19 protein-coding genes and 1 pseudogene are annotated in these 21485 nt (G+C 71.8%); 6 read left to right on the top strand and 14 right to left on the bottom strand.

Translation table 11 applies throughout. From position 1 onward, the window contains the following. Positions 1 to 33 precede the first annotated feature (33 nt). Positions 34 to 1554 (top strand): carboxypeptidase M32, encoded by a 1521-nt coding sequence (locus HNQ07_RS05265; protein ID WP_184109905.1) that lies wholly within the window; start codon positions 34 to 36, stop codon positions 1552 to 1554. Then, positions 1551 to 2306, top strand: a complete 756-nt coding sequence (locus HNQ07_RS05260) for an SDR family NAD(P)-dependent oxidoreductase (RefSeq protein ID WP_184109904.1) — start codon at positions 1551 to 1553, stop codon at positions 2304 to 2306. Before HNQ07_RS05265 ends, HNQ07_RS05260 begins: the two co-directional genes overlap by 4 nt. 68 nt (positions 2307 to 2374) lie before the next feature. On the opposite strand, the gene HNQ07_RS05255 is transcribed toward HNQ07_RS05260, so the two are convergent. Then, on the bottom strand, positions 2375 to 3196 hold the full coding sequence (locus HNQ07_RS05255; RefSeq protein WP_184109903.1) for an SDR family NAD(P)-dependent oxidoreductase: 822 nt from the start codon (positions 3194 to 3196) through the stop codon (positions 2375 to 2377). Between the two features lie 68 nt (positions 3197 to 3264). Here HNQ07_RS05255 and HNQ07_RS05250 point away from each other — a divergent pair, with 68 nt between their 5' ends. Next, a complete protein-coding gene (locus HNQ07_RS05250; RefSeq protein ID WP_184109902.1) occupies positions 3265 to 4188 on the top strand; it encodes an isoaspartyl peptidase/L-asparaginase family protein in 924 nt (307 codons plus the stop codon). Positions 4189 to 4203: 15 nt separating this feature from the next. Here HNQ07_RS05250 and HNQ07_RS05245 read toward each other — a convergent pair whose 3' ends face one another. From HNQ07_RS05245 to HNQ07_RS05185, 13 genes are all read right to left on the bottom strand, one after another. After that, entirely contained in the window at positions 4204 to 5244 is a 1041-nt protein-coding gene (locus HNQ07_RS05245) for a zinc-dependent alcohol dehydrogenase family protein (RefSeq protein WP_184109901.1), read from the bottom strand. A 26-nt stretch (positions 5245 to 5270) separates the two neighbouring features. Continuing rightward, positions 5271 to 6203 carry an MJ1477/TM1410 family putative glycoside hydrolase gene (locus tag HNQ07_RS05240; protein WP_184109900.1) on the bottom strand — a complete coding sequence of 311 codons (933 nt, stop codon included), beginning with the start codon at positions 6201 to 6203 and terminating at the stop codon, positions 5271 to 5273. Beyond that, a complete protein-coding gene (locus HNQ07_RS05235; protein ID WP_229831869.1) occupies positions 6200 to 6925 on the bottom strand; it encodes a putative glycoside hydrolase in 726 nt (241 codons plus the stop codon). The genes HNQ07_RS05240 and HNQ07_RS05235 overlap by 4 nt, the downstream gene beginning before the upstream one ends. A gap of 8 nt (positions 6926 to 6933) precedes the next feature. Continuing rightward, complete coding sequence (locus tag HNQ07_RS05230) at positions 6934 to 9120, bottom strand: Agd3-related carbohydrate-binding protein (RefSeq protein WP_184109899.1); 2187 nt, start codon at positions 9118 to 9120, stop codon at positions 6934 to 6936. Positions 9121 to 9151: 31 nt separating this feature from the next. Further along, on the bottom strand, positions 9152 to 10042 hold the full coding sequence (locus HNQ07_RS05225; RefSeq protein ID WP_184109898.1) for an NAD-dependent epimerase/dehydratase family protein: 891 nt from the start codon (positions 10040 to 10042) through the stop codon (positions 9152 to 9154). Between the two features lie 6 nt (positions 10043 to 10048). Then, positions 10049 to 10786 carry a nucleotidyltransferase family protein gene (locus tag HNQ07_RS05220; protein WP_184109897.1) on the bottom strand — a complete coding sequence of 246 codons (738 nt, stop codon included), beginning with the start codon at positions 10784 to 10786 and terminating at the stop codon, positions 10049 to 10051. Between the two features lie 72 nt (positions 10787 to 10858). After that, positions 10859 to 11893: an SDR family NAD(P)-dependent oxidoreductase gene (locus HNQ07_RS05215; RefSeq protein ID WP_184109896.1), complete on the bottom strand. Its 1035-nt coding sequence runs from the start codon at positions 11891 to 11893 to the stop codon at positions 10859 to 10861. Next, on the bottom strand, positions 11890 to 13242 hold the full coding sequence (locus HNQ07_RS05210; protein WP_184109895.1) for a hypothetical protein: 1353 nt from the start codon (positions 13240 to 13242) through the stop codon (positions 11890 to 11892). The genes HNQ07_RS05215 and HNQ07_RS05210 overlap by 4 nt, the downstream gene beginning before the upstream one ends. Continuing rightward, positions 13239 to 14714: a GT4 family glycosyltransferase PelF gene (gene pelF, locus HNQ07_RS05205; RefSeq protein ID WP_184109894.1), complete on the bottom strand. Its 1476-nt coding sequence runs from the start codon at positions 14712 to 14714 to the stop codon at positions 13239 to 13241. Before pelF ends, HNQ07_RS05210 begins: the two co-directional genes overlap by 4 nt. 475 nt (positions 14715 to 15189) lie before the next feature. Next, positions 15190 to 15990: an alpha/beta fold hydrolase gene (locus HNQ07_RS05200; RefSeq protein WP_184109893.1), complete on the bottom strand. Its 801-nt coding sequence runs from the start codon at positions 15988 to 15990 to the stop codon at positions 15190 to 15192. A gap of 28 nt (positions 15991 to 16018) precedes the next feature. After that, complete coding sequence (locus HNQ07_RS05195) at positions 16019 to 17299, bottom strand: beta-N-acetylglucosaminidase domain-containing protein (RefSeq protein WP_184109892.1); 1281 nt, start codon at positions 17297 to 17299, stop codon at positions 16019 to 16021. Positions 17300 to 17359: 60 nt separating this feature from the next. Further along, a complete protein-coding gene (locus tag HNQ07_RS05190; protein ID WP_184109891.1) occupies positions 17360 to 17944 on the bottom strand; it encodes a hypothetical protein in 585 nt (194 codons plus the stop codon). 93 nt (positions 17945 to 18037) lie between these two features. Continuing rightward, positions 18038 to 19045 carry an aldo/keto reductase gene (locus HNQ07_RS05185; RefSeq protein ID WP_229831870.1) on the bottom strand — a complete coding sequence of 336 codons (1008 nt, stop codon included), beginning with the start codon at positions 19043 to 19045 and terminating at the stop codon, positions 18038 to 18040. 115 nt (positions 19046 to 19160) lie between these two features. On the opposite strand from HNQ07_RS05185, the gene HNQ07_RS05180 reads away from it, so the two are divergent. The 3 genes and pseudogenes from HNQ07_RS05180 to HNQ07_RS05170 all read left to right on the top strand — a co-directional run. Then, complete coding sequence (locus HNQ07_RS05180; RefSeq protein WP_184109890.1) at positions 19161 to 20078, top strand: aldo/keto reductase; 918 nt, start codon at positions 19161 to 19163, stop codon at positions 20076 to 20078. Positions 20079 to 20757: 679 nt separating this feature from the next. Further along, a complete protein-coding gene (locus HNQ07_RS05175; RefSeq protein ID WP_184109889.1) occupies positions 20758 to 21282 on the top strand; it encodes a YtxH domain-containing protein in 525 nt (174 codons plus the stop codon). Continuing rightward, a pseudogene (locus HNQ07_RS05170) lies at positions 21279 to 21485 on the top strand (hypothetical protein); the annotation flags it as partial. The gene HNQ07_RS05175 and the pseudogene HNQ07_RS05170, both read left to right, overlap by 4 nt.

Below are 21485 nucleotides of genomic sequence, written 5' to 3'. Positions count from 1 at the left end.
CTCTTGTGGTTACCGCTCCCAGAAAGGATTCCTATGACCGACTCCGCTCCGTCCGACTTCGCGCGGCGTTCCGCCGAGATCAACGACCTGCTGTGCGTGCTGAACGTGCTCACGTGGGACGCCCGCACGCAGATGCCGCCCGGCGGCAGCGCCACGCGCGGGGGGCAGATGGCGACCATCTCCGCCCTGGCGCGGGAACGCACCCTCGACCCGGCCTTCGAGGAGGCCGCGCGGGCCGCAGACGGCGACCCGGCCGCCGCGCAGGCCCTGGAGGCCATCGCCGCCCTGAGGCGCGTGCCCGAGGCGCTGACCCGTGACCTGGCGACCCTGAAGACCGAGGCGCAGGAGGTCTGGGCGCGGGCTCGGGCGGCCAGCGACTACGCGGTCTTCGCGCCGCTGCTGGGGCGCATGGTGGACCTGAACCGTCACCTCGCGGACGCGCTGGGCTACGCGGACCACCCGTACGACGCGCTGCTGAACCTGTACGAGCCGGGCCTGACGCTGCGCACGCTGTCTCCCCTGTTCGAGCGCCTGCGCGCGCATCACGTGCCGCTGCTGCGGCAGATCCAGACCCGGCCCGAGCCGCGCACGGACATCCTGCGGCGGCACTACCCGGCCGCTGCCCAGAAAGCCTTCTCGCTGGCCGCCGCGCAGCGCTTCGGGTACGACACGTTGCGCGGGCGGCTGGACGAGTCCGCGCACCCCTTCGAGATCAGCTTCACGCGGAACGACGTGCGGATCACCACCCGCTTCCAGGAGAATTTCCTGAGCGGCGCGCTGTTCGGCACGCTGCACGAGACCGGGCACGCCCTGTACGAGCAGGGCATCGACCCGGGCCTGACCCGCACGGTGCTCGCCAGCGACCTGACCGGCCTGTACGCGGTGGGCGGCGCGAGCTACGGCACACACGAGAGCCAGTCGCGGCTGTGGGAAAACCGCATCGGACGCTCGCGGGCGTACTGGGAGCGGCACTACGCCGCGCTGCAAGGTGCCTTCCCGGAGCAGCTCGCGGACGTCGATCTGGACACCTTCCACCGCGCCGTGAACGCGGTGCGGCCCAGCCTGATCCGGGTGGAGGCCGACGAGCTGACGTACGACCTGCACATCATGCTGCGAGTCGAGCTGGAGCGCGCCCTGATCGGCGGGGAGCTGGACGTGGCCGACCTGCCCGCCGCGTGGAACGCCCGCGTGAAGGCCGACCTGGGCCTGGACGTGCCGGACGACGCGCGCGGCGTGTTGCAGGACATCCACTGGTCGTCCGGGCTGTTCGGGTCGTTCCCCACGTACACGGTCGGGAACGTGATGGCCTCGCAGTTCTACGACGCGGCCCACGCGGCCCTGCCGGACCTGGAGGCCCAGCTCGCCGCCGGCGAGTACGCGCCGCTGCGCGAGTGGCTGACCGAGCACATCTACCGCCATGGGCGCACCTTCACGCCGCACGAGTTGCTGGTGCGCGCGACCGGCCGGGGCCTGGACCCGCAGCCGTACCTCCGTTACCTCACCGACAAGTTCACGGGGCTGTACGACCTCGCCCCGCAGGAGAGTCACGCATGAACCAACCGAACCTGAAGCTGTCCGGCAAGGTCGCCCTGATCACCGGCGCGTCCAGCGGCATCGGCGCCGCGACCGCCCGCGCCCTGGCCGAAGTGGGCGCGGCCGTGGTGCTCGCCGCCCGGCGCCGCGAGCGCCTGGACACCCTGGCCGCCGAGATCACTGCCCAGGGCGGGCGAGCCGCTGTGGTCGCCGCCGACCTCGCCGAGCCCGCGCAGGCGCGGGACGCGGTGACGCAGGCGGTCAGCGCCTTCGGCCAGCTGGACATCCTGGTGAACAACGCGGGCCTGATGCTGCTGGGGCCGGTCGCGGACGCCGACGCGACCGACTGGCACCGCATGCTCGACCTGAACGTCCTGGCGCTGATGCACGCCACGCAGGCGGCCATCGGCGTGATGAAACCGCAGGGCAGCGGGCACATCGTGAACATCTCCTCGGTGTCTGGGCGCGGCTCCGGCCCCACCAGCGCCGGCTACAGCGCGACCAAGTGGGCGGTCGGCGGCTTCAGCGAGGGCCTGCGTCAGGAGGTGCGCCTGCACGGCATCCGCGTGACTGTCGTCGAGCCTGGCGTGGTCGCCACCGAGCTGACAGATCACATCACGCACACGGCCACCAAGGACGCCTACGAGGGCCGCATCGCCCAGATGACGCCGCTGGAGGCCGAGGACGTCGCGGCGGCGGTGGTCTACGCGGTCACGCAGCCGCAGCGCGTGAACGTGAACGAGATCCTGATGCGCCCGCTCGACCAGGGATGACGGTGGGCGGCGGGGGACGGGCGGGAAGCGGGCGGAAAGCGCCGCGCTCCCGGCTCCTCCCCCGCTCCTCAGCCGTGGTTGAAGGTCGCCGTGCAGCCGCCGTCCACCGTGACGACCGAGCCCGTCATGAACGAGCTGGCGTCCGAGGACAGGAAGGCAATCACGCGGGCGATCTCGTCCACGTGCGCCTGCCGGCCGATGGGCTGGCGGGCGGCGGCGGCCTCGCGGCGGGCGTTCGCGGCGGCCTGGCCCTCCGGCCCCAGGCGGGCGCGGCCACCACCCATGTCGGTGTCCACATAGCCGGGGCACACGGCGTTCACGCGCACGCCCATCGGGCCGTAGTCCACCGCGAGCTGTTTGGTCAGCGTGACCACGCCGCCCTTGGACGCGCAGTACGCGGGGGCCAGCGGCGCGCCGATCACGCCGTAGGTGGAGGCCACGTTCACGATCACGCCGCGCCGGGCGAGCAGGTGCGGCAGCGCGTACTTGGCGCACAGGAACGGCCCGCGCAGGTTCACGGCCATCACCCGGTCCCAGACTTTGGGATCGAGGTCATGCAGCAGGCTCGCGCCGCCGGAGATGCCCGCGTTGTTCACCAGGATGTCCACGCCGCCGAAGTGCTCGGCTGCGCTGGCGACCATGTCCTCGACCTGGGGGGCGTCGGAGACGTCGCACGGCAAGAAGGTGGCGTCGCCGCCGGCGTCACGGATCGCCTGGGCGGTGGCCTCGCCGCCGTCCACGGTCACGTCGGCCGCGACCACCCGCGCGCCCGCTCGCGCGAGCACGAGCGCGGTGGCCCGCCCGATGCCGGAGGACGCGCCGGTGACGATCGCCACGCGCCCCGTCAGGTCGGAAGCGGCGGAAGGAACAGGTCCGGTGAGTTCAGTCATGGTGTCCCCACCCTACAGGGTGCCGGCGACGCCGCCCACACGCCCTTCGCTCACTCCAGAGGTGTACGATGCCCACTCCGGTTCTCGCCATCCACGGGGGCTGCGGCGCGATTCCGCGCGCGTCCCTGACACCCGAGACAAACGCCGCCGCCAGGGACGCCCTGCGGCGCGCCCTCCAGGCCGGGTACGCCCTGCTGCAGGACGGAGCCAGCGCCGTCGATGCCGTCACGGCCGCCGTGCAGGTCATGGAGGACGACCCGGTGTTCAATGCCGGCACGGGCGCCGCCCTGAACCGCGACGGCGTGCACGAACTCGACGCCTCGCTGATGGACGGCGCGACCGGCCGGGCAGGAGCGGTGGCGGGCGCGCGGCGCATCCGCAATCCCGTGCAGGTGGCGCGCGCGCTGGCTGGGGTGTCCGACCCGCTGCTGCTGATCGGGGACGCGGCAGACGCGTGGGCCGAGGCGCACGGCTTCGCGCCGGTGCCGAACACGCACTTCACCACCCGCGCCCGCCAGGACGCGCTGCGCGCGATGCTGGAGCGCGAGACCCTGGGCACCACCGCCCGCGCGACCGAGTTCGAGAAGCACGGCACCGTCGGCGCGGTGGCCCTCGACGCGCACGGGCACCTGGCCGCCGCCACGTCCACCGGTGGGTATACCGCCAAGCCACCCGGCCGGGTGGGCGACTCGCCCATCATCGGGGCGGGCACGTGGGCGGACGACCGGACGTGCGCGATGTCCGGCACCGGCAAGGGCGAACTGTTCATCCGCGTGGCGGCCGGGCACGACCTGCACGCGCGCCTGCTGTACGCCGGCCAGACGCTGGAGCACGCGGCCCAGGACCTGATCCACCGCACCCTCCAGGGCGTCGGCGCGGGCCTGTGCGCGGTCGACCGGCACGGCAACGTGGTTTTGCCCTACAACACCGAGGGCATGTACCGCGGCTTCATCACGGCCGACACCCTGCACGTCGCCATCCACGAGGACTGACGACCGGCGCCGGCCTCAGAAGCGGTCGATGACGGTCACGCCGGTGCCGGCGAACGCGTTCATGGTCATCAGAGCGTCGGCCGCGCCGTCCAGGCCGATGCGCTGGCCGATCAGCGCGGCGGGGTCGAGGCGGCCGCTGCGGATCAGGCCGAGCAGCCCGCCGTAGGCGTGCGCGGCCATGCCGTGGCTGCCCAGCAGCTCCAGCTCCCAACCGATCACGCGGTCCATGGGCACCGGGGGCCGCGCGTGGTCGGCCAGCAGCAGGCCCACCTGCACGTGCCGGCCGCGCCGGCGCAGGCCCAGCACGGAGTTCGTGAGCGTCTGCGGATGCCCCAGCGCGTCCACCGACACGTGGGCACCCCCGCCCGTGGCCGCGTGGATGGCGGCGGGCACGTCCACGCCGGCACGGCCGTCGATGGTGACCTCCGCGCCCAGGGTCCGGGCCAGCGCGAGCTTGTCCGGGTCGATGTCCACCGCGACGACCCGGGCGCCCAGGGCGTAGGCGATCATCACCGCCGACAGGCCCACGCCGCCGCAGCCATGCACAGCGACCCACTCGCCGCCGCGCACGCGGCCCTGCTGCGCCACGGCGCGGAAGGCGGTGGCAAAGCGGCACCCCAGGCTGGCGGCCGTGGCGAAGTCCACGGCGTCGTCCAGCCGCACGAGGTTGTGGTCGGCGTACCCGAGCGCCACGTACGGCGCGAACGAGCCCCAGTGCGTGAAGCCCGGCTGGAATTGGGTGGGGCAGACCTGCGGATCGCCGGAGCGGCAGGTCTCGCAGTGACCGCAGCCGGCCACGAAGGGCACCGTGACCCGGTCGCCGGGCCGGAACGCGCGGACCTGTGCCCCGACCGCGACCACCGTGCCCGCCAGTTCATGGCCGGGCACGTGCGGCAGCACGATGTCCGGGTCGTGGCCCATCCAGCCGTGCCAGTCGCTGCGGCACACGCCGCTGGCCCCGACCTCGACGACCACGCCGTCCGGGCGGGGGTCGGGGTCGGGAACGTGTTCCAGGCGGGGCGGAGCACCGAAGGCGTCGTAGAGCAGGGCGCGCATGGCCCCAGGGTATAGCGGGGGTGGCCTCAGCGGCCGGGCGTGAGGACGTCCACGGCCCGCACCGTCACGTAGGGCACCAGGCCGGCGGCGCGGGCGCGGGCGTAGGTCTGGGTCACGAGCGGCTCGGTATTGGCGTAGTCGATGGCGAAGACGGGCTTGCCCAGGGACTTCCACACCGCGTAGTCGGAGAGCAGCGTGCTCTGCCGGGACGGTTCGGTGGGCGTGTTCATGGCGTAGACGTAGGTTTCCTCGTTGCCCAGGGCGTCCACGCAGGGCGCGTAGCCCGGGTCGCGGATCAGCGCCGAGGCGTTCTGCGGGATGATCAGGAAGTGCGGGTCGCGGGCGCGGGCGTGCGCGGCGATCCGGCACACCCACTGCACCATCTCCGCGCGGGCGCTGGGCCGCTGCGGATCGAGTTCGTAGGCGTCCACCAGGTCGAGGTACACGCCGTCGAAGCCGGACTCGATCACCTTGTCGAGCTGCCGCAGCATCATGGCCTGCCACTCGGCGTTCCAATACGCGACGTTGAAACTGCCGGGCCACGCCGGGTCCTCCTGGAGCAGCCACGGGGGCGGGCTGGCCGACCACGCGGCCTGCCAGTACGGGCGGTAGTCCTCGGCCGCGCCGATGCTGAGGTACCCGATCATCACGCGCCCCGCGCCGCCAGGCCGGGTGGCCGCGGCCCCGACCGCCTCAGGCGTCCACGGCGTGCCGTCGTCGTCGCCGGCGTCCACCACCACCAGATCGAAGGGCGAGGCCTGCACTCCCTTCAGGCCAGCGGCGCCGTACCCGGTGAGCTGATAGCCCCACGTGCGCGCCGCCGCGAGCCGCTGGGGGCGAGTGGCAGCGTCGGGCCGAGGCGTGAAGGGCGTGGTCGTGCCGGTACCGGTGCCGGCGCTGCCCGCCGACGAGCACGCGACGAGCAGCAGGGCCAGCAGACAGGGACGGATGGTCTTCATGGATGGCCTCCGGGGAGGTCGAGGGCGCGGGTGGTGACGAAGGTGGCCACGCCCTCAGTATCGGCGCGCGCGCGGGCCTGCGCGGCCAGCGCGGGCGTGTCGGCGTAGTCGAGGGCGTGCACGTCCAGGCCCAGCGCCCGGACCTCGCGCAGCCAGTGGGCGGTGTACGCGAGGCCGTCCGGGTCGTGCAGGGCCGGCGCGGGCGCGTGCGTGGTGCTGAAGGCCTCGATCAGCACCCCGTCGATCAGCGGCGCGAGGTCCGGCAGCAGCGGAAAGCCCCGGTTGGCGTACAGCGTGACGTGCGGCCAGCGCTCCCGCAGCGCGCGCGCCAGCCCGAGGGTCGCGTCCGGGTCCGCGCTGTCGAGCGTGTCGAGCAGCACGCCGTCGGTGTGCGCGAGCGCCAGCGCGGCCCGGCCGAGCACGGTGGCCCGCCACGCCGGGTGCCGCGCGTCCACCCGCACGCTGCCCCACGCCGGGTTGACGCCGGTGTGGTACGGCGCGCTGCCCGGCACGCACGCCCACGTGCCCAGCGGGTGGTCCTCCCCCAGGCTGAGGTACCCGAGCACGTGGGTGGTGCGCCGCAGCCGCGCGAGCTGGGCCGGGGTGTACAGGCCGCTCTGCACCACGACGGTGGCCTGCCGCGCCAGGACGCTGAGGGCGTCCGGGCACGGCGGGCCGTAGTACACCGAGAGGCCCGCGCGGTGCAGGGCCGTCCCGGTCACGGGCGTGGTCAGCGGGGAGCGACGGTGACGGTCACGCTGCCGTTCACGTCGATGGAGCGGCTGCGGTAGGTGCCGTACAGGGCGCCGGCGGTGTCGCCGGTCACCGTCACGGGCACGCTGCCGGCGGTGCTGGTCACGGTCACCTGGTTGGTGGCGCGGTTCCACACGCCGCTCAGGGTGCCGGCCGCCTTGGCCTTCTCCTCCCGGGTGTGGCGCTCCAGGTACGGGCCGAGGTTCGACCACGCCAGGGTGGTCAGCGGCAGGGTGGAGTAGCGGCCGTACTTGTCCAGCGAGGCGCGCACCCAGTCGGTGGCGAGGCTCTTGCCGGCGGCGTACTGGCGCAGGTTGGTCTGGTGCATGTAGTGCGGGAACGCGCCGCCGTCGAGGATGTGGTTGAGGGTGAAATCGCTGTCCTTGTCGAGGATCTCCGCGTAGGTCAGCCTGTGGTCGTAGTAGGGGAACTTGCCGCCCGGCGCATACATGCTGTTGTAGTACGCGGTTTCCTCGGTGGGGTCCGTGACGTAGTACGCCATGGCGTTGGGGTAGCGCGGCACCAGGAACACGCCGCTGTTCAGGGGGTGCGGCACGCCGCAGGTGATGCAGCTCGCGTCCCAGTGGCTGGCCACGCTGTGGTCGCTGGCGATGTAACGCACGCCCGCGCTCACGGCGGCGCTGAGCATGTTCGGGTTGCTGCGGCCCAGGCCCAAGTCCTGCTTGGGCAGGTTCACGTCCGAGTCGTTGTAGGTGCCGTCGTCCTTGGGGTCCATGTTGCCCAGGCCGCTGTGCTCGCCGGTGACCATGGCGTTGCGGCTCATGGACAGGCCCATGCGGGCGCCGATGGTGAAGTTGTCCGCGATCTGGGTGGTGGCGGTGGGCAGGTCCATGACGTCCATGCGCAGGTGGTCGCGGGTATGGTTCACCCAGTCGAACTGGCCGGCCAGGCACTTCGCGGCGCTGCTGAGCATGTCGGACGTCAGGAAGGTCCAGTTCACGCACAGCGGCAGGACCGAGGTGTTGGCGCCGCCGCCGTTGAACATCATGGCGTAGCGGAAGGACTTGGCGACCGGGTAGGCGGCCTGCACGTTCTTCATCTGCGAGTAGATGTTCAGCAGGTCGTTGCCGGACAGGCGGTAGGGTTGCGCGCGCAGGGCCAGGGTGTTCGGGTCGATCCGGTCGCCACTGAGGAACAGGTCGTCCACGTCCACCTGCAGGAAGCGGCGGTGCTCGCCCAGGTGCACGCCGCGCGTGAGCCACTGGGTCAGGCCGTAGGACAGCAGCTGCGAGTGCAGCAGGTAGGGGTTCTGGGCGCTGGTCAGGATCAGGCGCTCACGGCCGTCTGCGCTGGTGCTGGTCGCGGCCAGTACCCGGCCGGCCGGGTCCGTGGCGAGCACCTGGGTGGTCACGCCGTCCACGGGCGTCACGGTGGCCGGGTACGTGTAGGCGTAGTTCACGGGCACGGCGGTGGCCGTCAGGTCGCCGAACACGGCGCGGCCGGCGGTGCTCAGGGTCATGCTGGTCGTGCTGGTCTCCCCGCCCGCCGCGCGCAGGCCATAGTCCTCGGGCGTGGTGCCGGGCGAGCCGTACAGCGCAAGCTGGCGCGCGCCGAAGGTGCGCTCGTACTCGAACAGGGTGGCCCACTCACCGGCGTCCAGGGCGCTGGGGTACAGGCCGGTGCCGTCGGCGTAGATCAGGGCGCTGCTGGTCAGGATGACGCCCTGGTAGCGGCCCACGCCGGCGCTGTCGATCAGCCGGTTCATGTCGAGCGTGTCCACCGTGGCGTCCAGAACGTCGAAGGGCACGCCGGACTCCTGGAGCATGGCCTTGGCGGTTGCCAGGCCGAAGTCGGTGGGGCCGGAGCTGAGCACCAGGACCTTCAGGGCGGTCATGCTCGGCTGGATGTTGGCGGGCAGGGCCTGCGCGCCCAGGCGCGTGCTGGGACGGATGACGGGCGTGCCCAGGCGGGCGTTTGTCGGGAAGGTCGAGGGGTCGATCTCCATGCCGGGCAGCGAGCGCTCGCCGTGCCCGTGACCGACGTCGAGGTTCACGGTGTCGGGCGCGTCGGGTCCCTGGGAAACGGGGGTCTGGGCGCTGGGCCCACCAGCGGTGGCCGCCGGGGTCGGCGTGCTGGTGCCGCACGACGCGAGGATCAGGCTGAGGGTCAGGACGCCGAGCAGGCGGGCAGGGGACTGGGACATCGACAAGCTCCTTGAGGGCATGGAATGAGGATTAGTGGGCGGGCACAGGGCCGAGCAGGGCCATGACGCTGCTGTCAAAGGTGTGCTGGGCCGTGAAGCCCGTGGCGTGGAGCCGGGTGAGGTCCGCGCGCTGGTAGGGCACGTCACCGCTGCGCGGACTGCCCGGCGCGTCCTCCAGCAGCGGTCCACGGTGGCCGGCCAGCGCGGCGAGGCCGTGCACCACATCGCGGACGGGGCGGGCCTCGCCGCTGCCGACGTTGATCACGTCCGGGACGGTGTGACCGGCGCCGAGCAGATCGAGGACGTGCACGGCGGCGCGGGCGACGTCGCGGGCATCCACGAAGTCCCGCTGCGCGCCGAGCGGCCCGAAGCGCAGGGGCGCGGTCCCGGCCGCCAGGACCTGCTGCGCGGCGCGGCCGGGCAGGGTGCCGGCGCCCATACCGTGCCCGAGCGGGTTGGTGACGCGCAGCGCACACGCCCGCACGTGGCCGCCGTGCACCGCCTGCTGGAGCAGCAGCGTGCCGGCCAGCTTGCTCGCGCCGTACGCCGAGAGCGGGGTGGCCAGGCCGTCCTCGCGGGCAGCGTGGCCGTCGGGCGTCCGGCCGTACTCGGCCGCAGAGGCGAGGTGGACCAGCGGCACGCCAGCGTGGGCGGCCGCGTCGAGCGCGCCGGCCAGCAGCAGCACGTTGGCGCGGGTGAGGTCACTCAGCGTGCCGGCGGTGCGGCCGGCGGCGTTCACCACGCCTGCGGTACCCGCCATCAGGTCATCCCACGCGCGGTCGTCCAGACCGGCGAGGTCCACGCCACGCACCTCACGCACGGACCGGCCGGCGGCGCGCAGCGTGGCGGCCACGTGCTGGCCGAGGAAGCCGGCCGCGCCGAGCAGCAGCACCGGGGAGTCGTGGGGGGCGCCGGCCGTCATCGGGAATCAGTCCGCCGCGCTCTGGTACATGTGCGGGAGCAGGACCGGCGCCATGTCGTTCCACTGCTCGTTCGCGGTGTCGTAGTCCTCGGGGCGGCCGATGTCCAGCCAGTACCCGCCGAACAGGTCACTGCCGGGGCGCTCGCCGCTCGCCAGCAGGTCGAGCATCAGGGTGTCGAAGCCCAGCACCTGGCCGGGCGTGTAGCGGCGCAGGGTCTCGCGGGTCATGGCGTACACGCCCATGCTGACGTGGAAGGGCACCGAGGGCTTCTCGCGGAAGGCGACGATGCTCTGCCCGGCGTCATCCACGTCCAGCACGCCGAACTCGCTGCGGATCTCGCGGCGGTACGTAGCGACCGTGACGGGCGCGCTCCCGCGCACGTGGCGGGTCAGGAACGCGCCGTAATCCAGGTTGGTCAGGACATCGCCGTTCATGATCAGGAAGTGCTCGGGCAGCCGGTCGAGCAGGTTCAGCACCGGGCCGATGGTGCCCAGGGGCATCAGCTCGTCGGTGTAGTCCACGCGCAGGTCGTAGCGGCTGCCGTCACCGACGAAGGCGCGGATCAGGTGACCCATGTGCCCGATCGCCAGCGTGATGCTGGTGAAGCCGCGCGAGCGCAGCTGGTACAGCACGATCTCCAGGATCGAGTAGGTGTCGCCGATGGGCACGAGGGGCTTGGGAACGCAGGTGGTGTAGGGACGCAGGCGGGTGCCTTTTCCTCCGGCGAGAATGACGGCGTGCATGGGAACTCCTGAACCCACGAGCGGTGGGCGCGCCGAGATTGAACGGGTGGACTCAGGGAAGACGCGCAGGACTTAGACGGTGTACTCCCCGACCCGGTAGCGGGCCAGGTTGGCGGGATCGGTGAACCACTCGGCGGTGCGGCGCAGGCCCTCTTCCAGGGAGACCTGCGGCGCCCAGCCGGTCAGGGTGCGCAGTTCGGTGTGGTCGGCCAGCAGCCGCATGACCTCGCTGCCCTCGGGGCGCAGGCGGATGTCCTCCTGCGAGACCTCGAGATCGGCGCCCATGACCTGCCCGATGAGCTTCACGGTGTCGCCCACCGTGATCTCGCGGCCGGAGCCGGCGTTGAGGGTGCGGCCCAGCACCTCGGACCCCGCCTCGCCCACCGCGCGGAAGGCGCGGGCGGTGTCGCCCACGTAGTTGAAGTCGCGGGTGGGACGCAGGTCGCCCAGGCGGATCTCGCGCTGCCCGGCCGCCACCTGGCTGATGATGGTGGGGATGACGGCGCGCGCCGACTGCCGGGGGCCGTAGGTGTTGAAGGGACGCAGGGTCACGACCGGCAGACCGAAGCTCAGGTGGTAGCTCTCCGCGAGCTTGTCCGCGCCGATCTTGGTGGCGGAGTACGGCGACTGGCCCTGCAGGGGGTGCGATTCGTGGATGGGCACGCTGCGGGCGGTCCCGTACACCTCGGAGGTGCTGGTGTGCACGACGCGGCCGGTGCCGAGGTCGCGTGCGGCCTCCAGGACGTTCAGGGTGCCGGTGATGTTCGTCTCGACGTAGGAGCGCGGCGCCACGTACGAGTACGGAATGGCGATCAGGGCGGCGAGGTGGTACACCGTCTGGGCGCCCTGCATCAGCGCCCGGACGCTGCCGGCGTCGCGGACGTCGCCGAGCTGCACGTCCACGTGCTGCATCACCTCGGGGCCGACCCGGTCGAGCCAGCCGTACGAGCCCTGCGAGTTGTAGATGGCCATGGCCCGCACGCGGTAGCCGGCGTGCACGAGTTCTTCGGTCAGATGCGAGCCGATGAAGCCGTCGGCGCCGGTGACGGCCACCAGCGGGCGGGAGGACGAAGCGCGGGACGCGGTGGGCAGCAGGGTCTGGGTCATCGGTAGCTCCTTGGATCGAGGGAAGCGTGCAGGGCGAAGGCGGACAGCGCGGCGCACAGCAGGGTCATCGCGGTGCAGAGCGCCGGGAGGGAAGAAGAGAACACAGGAGTGAGCATCAGGGCCGCGCCGCACGCCCACGTGAGCGTGAGGACGACGAGCCGCCCGTGGTTGGCCAGCCACGCGCTGAGCATCAGGGCCGCGCCGTACAGGCCCACGAAGGCCCACGCGTCCGGCAGGGCCGGCACCGCGATCGGCAGCCGCGGCACGATGTACGCCCACGCGGCCGGCACCAGCGCGAAGGCGGCGGCGCCGAGCAGCACGGTGGGCAGCCCGGTCCGGCGCAGCTCGCGCAGGTCGGCGCTGAGCCGCGCGGCGCGCTGCAAGCGCTCCTGCACGTGCCACACCGTGCCCTCCAGCAGGCCGGTGGCGAGCACCAGGGGCAGCAGCGTCCACGCGCCCAGCCGCTGCGTGAGCAGCGCGAAGGTCAGCGCGAGCATCCAGCCCTGCGGCGCGTGCGCCAGGTGGGGCCGCAGCGTCGCCCAGCTCGGCCGGAGCTGCCCGGCGGGACGGGTGGCGTGCAGCGCCGAGAGCAGCGGCATCAGCGCCAGCAGGCCCAGCGTGGCCAGCGCCGCCTCGGCGGTCGGCGCCGCGGTCACCGCGACCGCCGCGAGCAGCGGAATGGCGAAGGCCAGGGCGTAGGGACCGGTGCGGTGCAGCGACAGCAGCACGCCCGCCGCGCCCGACGACAGCGCGACCGTGCCGCCCACCAGGGCGCCCAGCGCGGCGCTGCGCAGGTCCGGCGTGCCCCCGCTCAGGCCCGCGCACAGGGCGCCGCCCAGCGTGCCGGCCCCGGCGCCCAGGACCAGCAACGCGCGCATGGCGTGGCCGGGCACCCCGAACGGCTCGGCGTAGCGCAGGCTGCCGATGGTGGTGGTCCAGCCCCAGCCGAACATGGCGGCGCCCACGAAGGCGTCGGTGGCGGCCGGCCCCAGGACCCGCGCGGCGAGCAGACCGCTCAGGCCGGGCAGCAGGTACAGCGGGCCGCGCGCCGCCCGCGCCCACGGGAACGCCGGCATCTGCGCGTGGCGGCGGCGTCCCAGCGCCTGCCCCGTGCCGCGCTGCACGTACAGCCGCTCGGCGGCGTCGAACAGGCCAGCCGTGCCGTAGCGGGCGCGCAGCACCTCGTCGCCCAGGCCGTCGGCTTCCAGGTACGCCGCGAGTTCCTCGACGTCTCCCACGCGGGCGCGGTCCGTGGCAAGCGTCAGGTCGACCTCGCGCAGTCGGTCCGGCAGCGCGGCGATGCGGGCGCTGCCCGTGCGGGTCATACCGAACTCCGTGCGGGCGCTCACGCGGGCCTCCCGGCCATCGCGGCGGGGTACGCGCGGCGGTACGCGACCAGGCAGCCGTCGAGGGTGAACAGGTCCATCACGCGCTCGCGGGCGGCGCGGCCCAGCCGGGCGCGCAGCGGGGCGTCGTCCAGCAGCCGGCCCAGGGCGCTCGCCACGCCCATCACGTCGCGCGGCCGCACGATCAGCCCGGCGTCCCCGACCGCCTCGGGCACGCCGCCCACGCGGGTGGCGACCGGCGGGCGGCCCATCGCCATCGCCTCGATCACGGTGTACGGAAAGCCCTCGCTGACGCTGGTGAGCGCCACGACCTGCCCGGCGCGGTACGCGTCGGTGATGTCCGCCACGCGGCCCTCAAAGGTCACGTTGGGGCGCAGGTTCAGCTGGTCGGTCAGGAGTTCGCAGTGCTGCGCGTAGCCCTCGTTGCCGCTGGGCACGCCGCCGAACAGGCGCAGCCGGGCGTTGGGACGCTGGCGGCGCACCAGGTCGAAGGCGCGGATCAGCGTCTCGATGTCCTTGAGGGGATCAATCCGGCCCACCCAGCTCACCACGGACTCCTGCGGCTCGTCCTCGGCCGGCGGAAAGATATCCGGGTCGATGCCGTTGTACACGCAGTGGATCTTGTCCGGGTGGGCGCCCAGGCGCTCCTCCCAGCGGCGGTTGTACTGCGAGCCGGGCAGCACCAGCGACGCTTCCCGGTACACGGCCGTGGTCAGCAGGCGGTAGAAGCGCAGCAGCATGGTCTTGAACCCCGGCGTGAAGGCCGAGCGCCGGAATTCCAGGTAGCGTTCCCGCATGTACACGCCGTGCTCGGTGAGCACGAACGGCGTGCCGTGGGTCCACAGGCCGCTGAGCGCGAGCATGCCCGCAAACCCGTTGCTGACCGCGTGGCCGATGTCGGCCTGCGGCGCGGGCGAGCACAGCGGGCGCAGCGCGTGCTCCAGCCACATCTGCACGTCCAGGGCGTCCGCGACACTGGGCGCGGGCAGACGGGGAGCGCTGCGGTCCCGCTCCTGACGCTGCCGCGCCGCCTCGGTGCGCCACGTGTCCAGCAGCAGCTGCGTGATACGCGGCGAGTCGAGGACGGCCGTGAAGCCACCGCTCCGGCCCAGCACCGCGAGGGCGTGCAGGCCGGCGCCGAAGGCCTCCTGATCCATGCGGCACAGCGCGCCGGCCACGGTGGCGAAGGCATCGGTGATCTGGCGCGTCCGCTCGGGCGTGCGTCCGGCGGGCCGGGGGGCGTCGCCCCACAGCGGCACGGCCATCGCCTGCACGTTGGCCGGCAGCTCGACGGCCGGGCGGGCGTACGGCACGCCCGTGATGGCCCGCACCTCGAAGGTGTGTTCCGGCAGGCCGCGCACGAGCTGGTCCACCCACACGCTCACGCCGCCGTGCGACTGCGGGTAGGTGCCCTCGGTGTACAGGGCGACCCGCAGGTCGGTGGTGGGCTGGGCTGTGGTCAGGGCGGACAGCATCGGTCTCCTCGGTGCAGAGGTCTCTGGAGCGCGGGGGTCGGGGCGGACGGAGAACGCAAATGCGGAAAACTTAACACGCCGCATGAATATTGTGAAAAACGTCTGTCCCGGTTTCCAGCCCCCGGCGGGTGAGGGGGGCAGTAACGATTCGGAAGCGGCAGGAAGAACGGGTGAAAATAGCGTCCTGGACTCGGTTCAGCCAATATCAGCAGGGCCGCCAGTCGGTGGACGACGGGCCGCGCTCAGATGTGAAGAATGAAGGCCCCGCCGACACCGTGAGGCACGCACGTCAGCGGGCGGTCAATGGGCCGGAGCGCGGTCAGCCTTTGGACTCCGGGGGGATGCCCCCCCCCGACCCGGTCTGATCCGCGCAGAGTTCTGCGGGCAGCAAACGCACGTCCCACACACGTGGGCGACACGTCTCCGGCGCGTCTCGGCCGGTCCGGCCCCGCTCGGGGCGGCCGGACACCGGTTGTTACCGGACGTCGTCCTCCGGCGTGCCTGTGGCACGTAGCACCCGCCGGCAGAAGGCCTCCATGGCGGCGAAGGTGGCGTCCACCGCCTCGCGGTGGGGTACGTGGGCGCAGTGGGGCAGCACCAGCGCCTCGGCCGGGCCGCACGTCTGCGAGACGATGGCCTCGACCTGGGCGGCGGTGCCGTACCCGTCGTCCTCGCCCTGGATGACGAGCAGCGGCACCGTCACGCCGGGCAGGACGGACCCGATGGTCCAGTCCCGGAACCCGTCGCTGAGCCACACGTCGCTCCACCCGCGGAACGCCATGTCCACGTCGTCGTGGTGCCGGGCGAGCCGGTCGCGCAGATCCGTGGTGGCGTAGGCGTCCGTCACCGCCCGGATGGACGCGCGGGTCACGGCCTCGTTGAAGACGTGCGCGGCCTCGGTGATCACGCCGCGCAGACCCGGTCGGGGCGCGCCGCCCGCGTGGATCAGCGCGATACTCCCGCCGTCCGAGTGGCCGATCAGCACGTGCTCGCGCACGCCCTGCTGCTCCAGCAGCGCCGGGAGCACCTCCAGCGCCTCGCGGTGCAGGTAGTCGGTGGGGCGCGGCAGGGTCGCCGGTCCGCTGCGGCCGTACCCGGCGCGGGTGTACACCAGTGCGCCGCAACCCACGGCTCCTGCGAGCCGGGCCGGGTAATCCCGCCACAGGTCGGCGCTGCCCAGGCCCTCGTGCAGGAACACCAGGGTGGGCGCGGCGCCAGGCGGCGGGCCGTGCCACCGGACGTCCAGGGCCGTGCCGAGGATGACCGCGAACGTCACCGGACGTGAACGGCGGATACCGGCCTGCTCACGTGTCCCCGGCGCCGTCCCAGCCCAGGGCGAGCAGGCGGTCGGCCAGCGAGCCGCGGTAGAGGAAGACCTCCGGGTCGTCCACGTCCGGCCCACTCACGGGCGCGCTCAGGCGGTGCAGTTCCTGGATCAGATCGGCCAGGAAGGGATGCAGGTCGAACAGCAGGTCGCGGTTGCGGCCCGCTTCCAGCGCACGCAGCACGCGCCCCAGGGACCGCGCCGCCTCGCGCAGGGTCCGGGCGTGCTCAGCGCGCTGCGCGTCCGGCAGCGGGCCAGACAGGGCCTGTGCGGTGTCCAGCAGCGCCTGTGCGCGCGGCCCGAGGCTCCCCGGCAGGTACAGGGCGTCGGCCAGCACGCGCAGGCCGTCCAGCATCACCCCGTCGTCCGGCTGCGCGCCGAATTCCGGCAACCACGCCCGCAGCGCCCGCTCCAGCGAGGCGTCCGGCGTCCAGCCGTCCTGCGCCCGCGCGTACTCCGCGAGGCTGTGCAGGCCGGGCGTGTTCGGTTCCAGCGGTGTGTTCGGGTTGCTCAGGATGCCGCTCAGGTGATCGCGCAGCGCCAGGGGTCGCCCGGCATACGGCCCGAGATGCAGGCGGTGCAGGGTGTAGTCGCTGGCGTGCAGGTTGTCCCACAGCAGCACCGGACGGCGCAGGACGGCATTGACCTCCTGCACACTGTCCACGCTGATGGTGGGCGACACGACCTGCGGACCGGTCCAGAAGACCTCGATGCCGTCCCGCAGTCCCGCGCCGAGTTCCCGCAGGTACGGCGACGTCGCCACCGACGGCACGGCACGCTCCCCGCAGTATTCCGTCGGGCAGAACAGGAAGGCGCCCGCCTGCCCGCCGGGCCACAGGGCGTCCATGACCGCGTGGGCGGCCTCCACCTGCACCCGTGCCTGCGCGGCGCGGTCGTCGCTGTATGGAATGTCGTCGAACAGCAGCGCGAACTCCTGGATGCCCAGCGCCGCCACCTGCGCGTACTTGGCGATCAGCGCTTGCCGGTCTTCCGGCGCGGTCCAGTCGAGGTCCAGGCCCGGCGAGAGCGCGTAGACGAGCTGCACGCCGCGGGACCGGGCCACGCCGGCCAGCGCCGAGAGCGTCTGCGCGTGCTGCGGCGGGTAGGGGTCCCGCCAGCGCTGCCGATGCCACGGATCGTCCTTGGGCGCGTACAGGTACGTGTCCATGCCCCACCCGGCCATGCGCCCGAAGAGCCGTTCACGCTGCGCATCCGTCCACGGCGGGCCGTAGAAGCCCTCGATCACACCCACTCGCTTCATGCCCCGAGCCTACGTGAAGCGCCCCGTCGGCGTGACGGGGCGCGCGGTGGGCGATTGACCTCAGTGGACGTGCCGCAGATCGCCGCTCTCGCGGGCGCCGTTGTCCCGGCGGGTGAGCTGGACGTCTCCGGCGGCGCGGCGCAGGGCGCCGAGGGCAGACTTCACCTCGCGCTCGGCCTGCGGATCGCTCAGGAAGGCCGCGCGGTCCCACGGCCAGCGCCATGCGGGCCGGCTGCGCGCGCGGTCCCGGGCGTTCAGGGCGCGCGCCACGGCACCGACGGGAATCGTCAGGGCCGCGACCGCGTCGCTCTCAACTTCATACAGCAGGTCGGCGTCCAGCACCCGGCCGTCGAACAGCGACTCCACACCCAGCGGCGTCGTGCGGGATGAGCGCAGGTGCGCCACCTGATCGAGTTCGGCGTCCAGCCCCAGCGCCAGCGGGGGCACCCGCAGCGTCTGCCCCAGGCGGCCCAGCACCTCGAAGCGGCCGGCGCGGCGCACGACCATCGGAATCAGGCGCTGTGAGCGGCCGGGCGTGGCGCGCAGGCACAGCAGCCCCTGGGCGGCGCGGTACAGCACGTCGTCCTCGCCGAGCAGTGCGGCGAGGTTCGTGCTGTGTTGTCCGGCCGTCCAACCAACGTTCATGGCCCTCATGGTGAGGCACACTCGTGAGAATGTCCACGCTCCGATGAATGCCGACATTCACGGACCGACCACCCCATGGGGGTACTGGGGGCATTACCAGGCGTAGGCCTCCGGCGCCTGCCCGCCCGGACCGGGCCAGATCTCGTCCAGTGTCCTGAGCGTGGCCTCGTCGAGGGTGAGGTCCAGCGCGCGCAGCGCCCCGGCGAGCTGCTCGGACGTGCGCGGCCCGACGATCGGGGCGGTCACGCCGTCCTGATGCAGCAGCCACGCCAGCGCCACGTCGGCCGGCTCGTGGCCCAGGTCGCGGCACAGCGCCTCGTAGCGTTCCAGCTGTGGACGATACTTCTCGATGTTCTTCTGCATGGTCTCGCTGGCCCGGCGCCCGCCCTCGGCCTTCTGGAGGACACCGCCGAGGAGGCCCCCGCCCAGCGGACTCCACGGAATCATGCCCACGCCGAACGCCCGGCACGCCGGCAGCACCTCCAGCTCGATCATGCGGGCGTTCAGGTTGTACAGGCTCTGCTCGGACACCAGCCCCAGGAACTGCCGCTGGGCGGCAATGGTGTTCGCCTGGGCGATGTTCCACCCCGCGAAGTTGCTGCTGCCCACGTACACCACCGAGCCGTCCTGCACGAGGCGCTCCATCGCCTGCCAGATCTCGTCCCACGGCGTGGCGCGGTCGATGTGGTGCATCTGGTACAGGTCGATGTGGTCGGTCTTCAGGCGGCGCAGGCTGTCCTCGCACGCGCGGCGGATGTGGTACGCGCTGAGCTTCTGGTCGTTCGGGCCCTCGCCCATCTTGCCGTAGACCTTGGTGGCCAGCACGACCCGGCCGCGCCGGGACTTGTCCGCGTCCAGCCAGCGGCCCACGATCTGCTCGGTCACGCCCTCGCCCGCCACGCGCCCGTACACGTTCGCGGTGTCGATGAAGTTCACGCCGGCGTCCAGCGCCTCGTCCAGGATGCGGTGGGCGTCGGCCTCGGTGGTTTCCGGGCCGAAGTTCATGGTGCCCAGGCACAGGGGGCTGACCTTGAGGCCAGTGCGGCCAAGATGGCGGTAGTCCATGTCCGTGACCCTACGCCCGGCAGCGCGGCCCGTCATGGTCGGAGTTTCTTCACGCTTGCTCCACAGCCCTCACACGCCCGGCACGCGCGCTACGATCGGGGTCTGCCCGCCGCCCGAACCCGGAGCGGCCGGTTTTGCCACTGGAGGGCCTATGCGAACCATCCCACTCGGAACGAGCGACCTGCAGGTGCCCGTCATCGCCGTCGGCTGCATGCGGATCGACTCTCTGGACCCGGCCGCCGCGGAGCGCTTCGTGGCCACCGCGCTGGAGCAGGGCGCGACCTTCTTCGACCATGCCGATATCTACGGCAAGGGCCGCTGCGAGGAGATCTTCGCAGACGCCGTGCACATGAGCCCCAGCGTCCGCGAGGGTCTGATCCTCCAGTCCAAGTGCGGCATCCGGCCCGGCCAGTTCGACTTCAGCCGGGAACACATCCTGGCGTCCGTGGACGGCATCCTGAAGCGCCTGAGGACCGAGTATCTGGACGTGCTGCTGCTGCACCGCCCCGACGCTCTGGTCGAGCCGGACGAGGTCGCCGCCGCCTTTGACGAGCTGGAACAGTCCGGCAGGGTGCGGCACTTCGGCGTGTCCAACCAGACGCCCATGCAGATCGAGCTGCTGAAAAAGAGCGTCAAGCAGCCCCTGATCGCCAACCAGCTGCAGCTCAGTATCACGAACGCCACCATGATCACGCGCGGCTTCAACGTGAACATGGAAAACGCCGAGGCGGTCGACCGCGACGGCGGCATCCTCGACTACTGCCGCCTGCACGACATCACCATCCAGCCGTGGTCGCCGTTCCAGTTCGGCTTCTTCGAGGGCGTGTTCCTCGACAACCCGAAATTCCCGGAACTGAACGCGAAGATTGATGACATCGCCGCGAAGTACGGCGTGAGCAACACGACCATTGCCATGGCGTGGCTGCTGCGGCACCCGGCGCACATGCAGCCCGTGACGGGCACCATGAACGAGGGCCGCCTGATCGACTGCTGCAAGGCCGCCGACGTCCACCTGACCCGCGAGGAGTGGTACGGCATCCTGCTCGCCGCCGGGAACACGCTGCCCTGATCGGCGCGCGGACTGGCGCGGCCTTGCCCGCTGGGCCACGCAAAGCCCAGACCTAGGCCATCCCTCAGCATTAGGGTCGCCCAGTTGCGCTCTACCCTTCTTGGCCTGACTCCAGCAGAGGTCGGTCTGATACGACCGCCCACCGCTGCGGCGCCAGCGTCAACCATTGAGCGGCTGGTCCTCAATCAACACGTCGCCGTCGGCCTTCGGATCGACAGACCTCGTTGAGTTCCCGCCGCTGTGCCGACGGCGCAGGATGGTCGTGATCGGCGCCGGCACAGAACTTGACTTGCAAAGGAATTGACCTGAACACGATGGCGAATGGGCTGCTCCCATGACGCCTCGTTCTGCAGTGTGCGGAATGAATGCCGACGAAAGCCGCCAACCCCCAGCACTTATTCTTTCCCGAATCAATGTGTATGAGTCCACCCCAATCCTTCGATAACATTTCACACTGTGGTCAACCGACCGTTCATGTTCTGAGGATCATGCACTTTCGTTTATTTCCCTCACAGGAAGAATGACCAGACGTCCAGCAGAATCCAACGCGTCAGGATGCGGCAGAGATGCCAGAGCACCCGGCAGAGTTGATTTGCACGGCACATTCCATGTAGTCACCATAGAACGTTCCCGTAAAAGTCACTCGATAGGCCGGCTCATCGTCTGAACAAAGGAGTGCATGATGAATGCCCTTGAATCCCTGAAGCGCCAAGTTCAAAACGCCACCGAAGACGTCACGCACCTCGCGGTCAGCCGCGACGCCGAGCACAAGCTTCTGAACAACCAGAAGCAGGTGCTGGCCCTGCTGGGCGACGTGCAGCAGGAGCTGCGCCACCTGCGCCGCGACGTGTCACGCCGCTCCGGGGGCGGGTTCCCCTGGGGCCTCGTGATCGTCGCTGGCGCAGCCTATGCGCTGTACCGCAGCACCCCCGCCGTCCGCGACCGGGTGCATGACCTGCTGGGTACAATCGACCCCGGCCTCCAGGGCAACCTGAAGCGCGCTGCGGACGCGGCCAAGGACGCCGTGCACGATGTCGCGCAGGGCGATTCCCCGACGGACGCCGTTCGGCGCGCCGCCGGCGAGGTGAAACGCGCCGGTGAGAAGGCCGCCGACGGCGCAGGTGAAGCGTGGCAGGACGCCAAGGACTCGGCCCGTCAGGCCGCAGACGACATGAAGAACAGCACCAGCAGGGGGATCGCATGACGCTCGTCGAGAACGGCACCATCGTGACACGAATCAACTGGACGGGGGTGATTGCCGGGCTGGCGGTGGGCGTCGTGACCCAGCTGTCGCTCAGCGCCCTCGGCGTCATCTTCGGCGCCGGTGCCAACTCCTTCGGTAACCTCGCCATCGGCACCGTCGTGTGGCTCGCCCTGTCCATCGCCATCTCCAGCGTCCTGGCCGGC

The organism is Deinococcus metalli, assembly GCF_014201805.1.
GTDB lineage: Bacteria > Deinococcota > Deinococci > Deinococcales > Deinococcaceae > Deinococcus > Deinococcus metalli.
Note: the sequence above shows the minus strand (reverse complement) of the source record. Positions and strands in the feature narration are given on the sequence as shown.

Excerpts from the sequence above, each read along its gene's own strand:
- HNQ07_RS05190 (WP_184109891.1), bottom strand. The coding sequence starts at position 17,944 with ATGAACGTTGGTTGGACGGCCGGACAACACAGCACGAACCTCGCCGCA.
- pelF (WP_184109894.1), bottom strand. The coding sequence starts at position 14,714 with ATGCTGTCCGCCCTGACCACAGCCCAGCCCACCACCGACCTGCGGGTC.
- HNQ07_RS05225 (WP_184109898.1), bottom strand. The coding sequence starts at position 10,042 with ATGACGGCCGGCGCCCCCCACGACTCCCCGGTGCTGCTGCTCGGCGCG.
- HNQ07_RS05230 (WP_184109899.1), bottom strand. The coding sequence starts at position 9,120 with ATGTCCCAGTCCCCTGCCCGCCTGCTCGGCGTCCTGACCCTCAGCCTG.
- HNQ07_RS05265 (WP_184109905.1), top strand. The coding sequence starts at position 34 with ATGACCGACTCCGCTCCGTCCGACTTCGCGCGGCGTTCCGCCGAGATC.
- HNQ07_RS05215 (WP_184109896.1), bottom strand. The coding sequence starts at position 11,893 with ATGACCCAGACCCTGCTGCCCACCGCGTCCCGCGCTTCGTCCTCCCGC.
- HNQ07_RS05245 (WP_184109901.1), bottom strand. The coding sequence starts at position 5,244 with ATGCGCGCCCTGCTCTACGACGCCTTCGGTGCTCCGCCCCGCCTGGAA.
- HNQ07_RS05175 (WP_184109889.1), top strand. The coding sequence starts at position 20,758 with ATGATGAATGCCCTTGAATCCCTGAAGCGCCAAGTTCAAAACGCCACC.
- HNQ07_RS05240 (WP_184109900.1), bottom strand. The coding sequence starts at position 6,203 with ATGAAGACCATCCGTCCCTGTCTGCTGGCCCTGCTGCTCGTCGCGTGC.
- HNQ07_RS05255 (WP_184109903.1), bottom strand. The coding sequence starts at position 3,196 with ATGACTGAACTCACCGGACCTGTTCCTTCCGCCGCTTCCGACCTGACG.
- HNQ07_RS05220 (WP_184109897.1), bottom strand. The coding sequence starts at position 10,786 with ATGCACGCCGTCATTCTCGCCGGAGGAAAAGGCACCCGCCTGCGTCCC.
- HNQ07_RS05260 (WP_184109904.1), top strand. The coding sequence starts at position 1,551 with ATGAACCAACCGAACCTGAAGCTGTCCGGCAAGGTCGCCCTGATCACC.
- HNQ07_RS05180 (WP_184109890.1), top strand. The coding sequence starts at position 19,161 with ATGCGAACCATCCCACTCGGAACGAGCGACCTGCAGGTGCCCGTCATC.
- HNQ07_RS05250 (WP_184109902.1), top strand. The coding sequence starts at position 3,265 with ATGCCCACTCCGGTTCTCGCCATCCACGGGGGCTGCGGCGCGATTCCG.
- HNQ07_RS05185 (WP_229831870.1), bottom strand. The coding sequence starts at position 19,045 with ATGACGGGCCGCGCTGCCGGGCGTAGGGTCACGGACATGGACTACCGC.
- HNQ07_RS05195 (WP_184109892.1), bottom strand. The coding sequence starts at position 17,299 with ATGAAGCGAGTGGGTGTGATCGAGGGCTTCTACGGCCCGCCGTGGACG.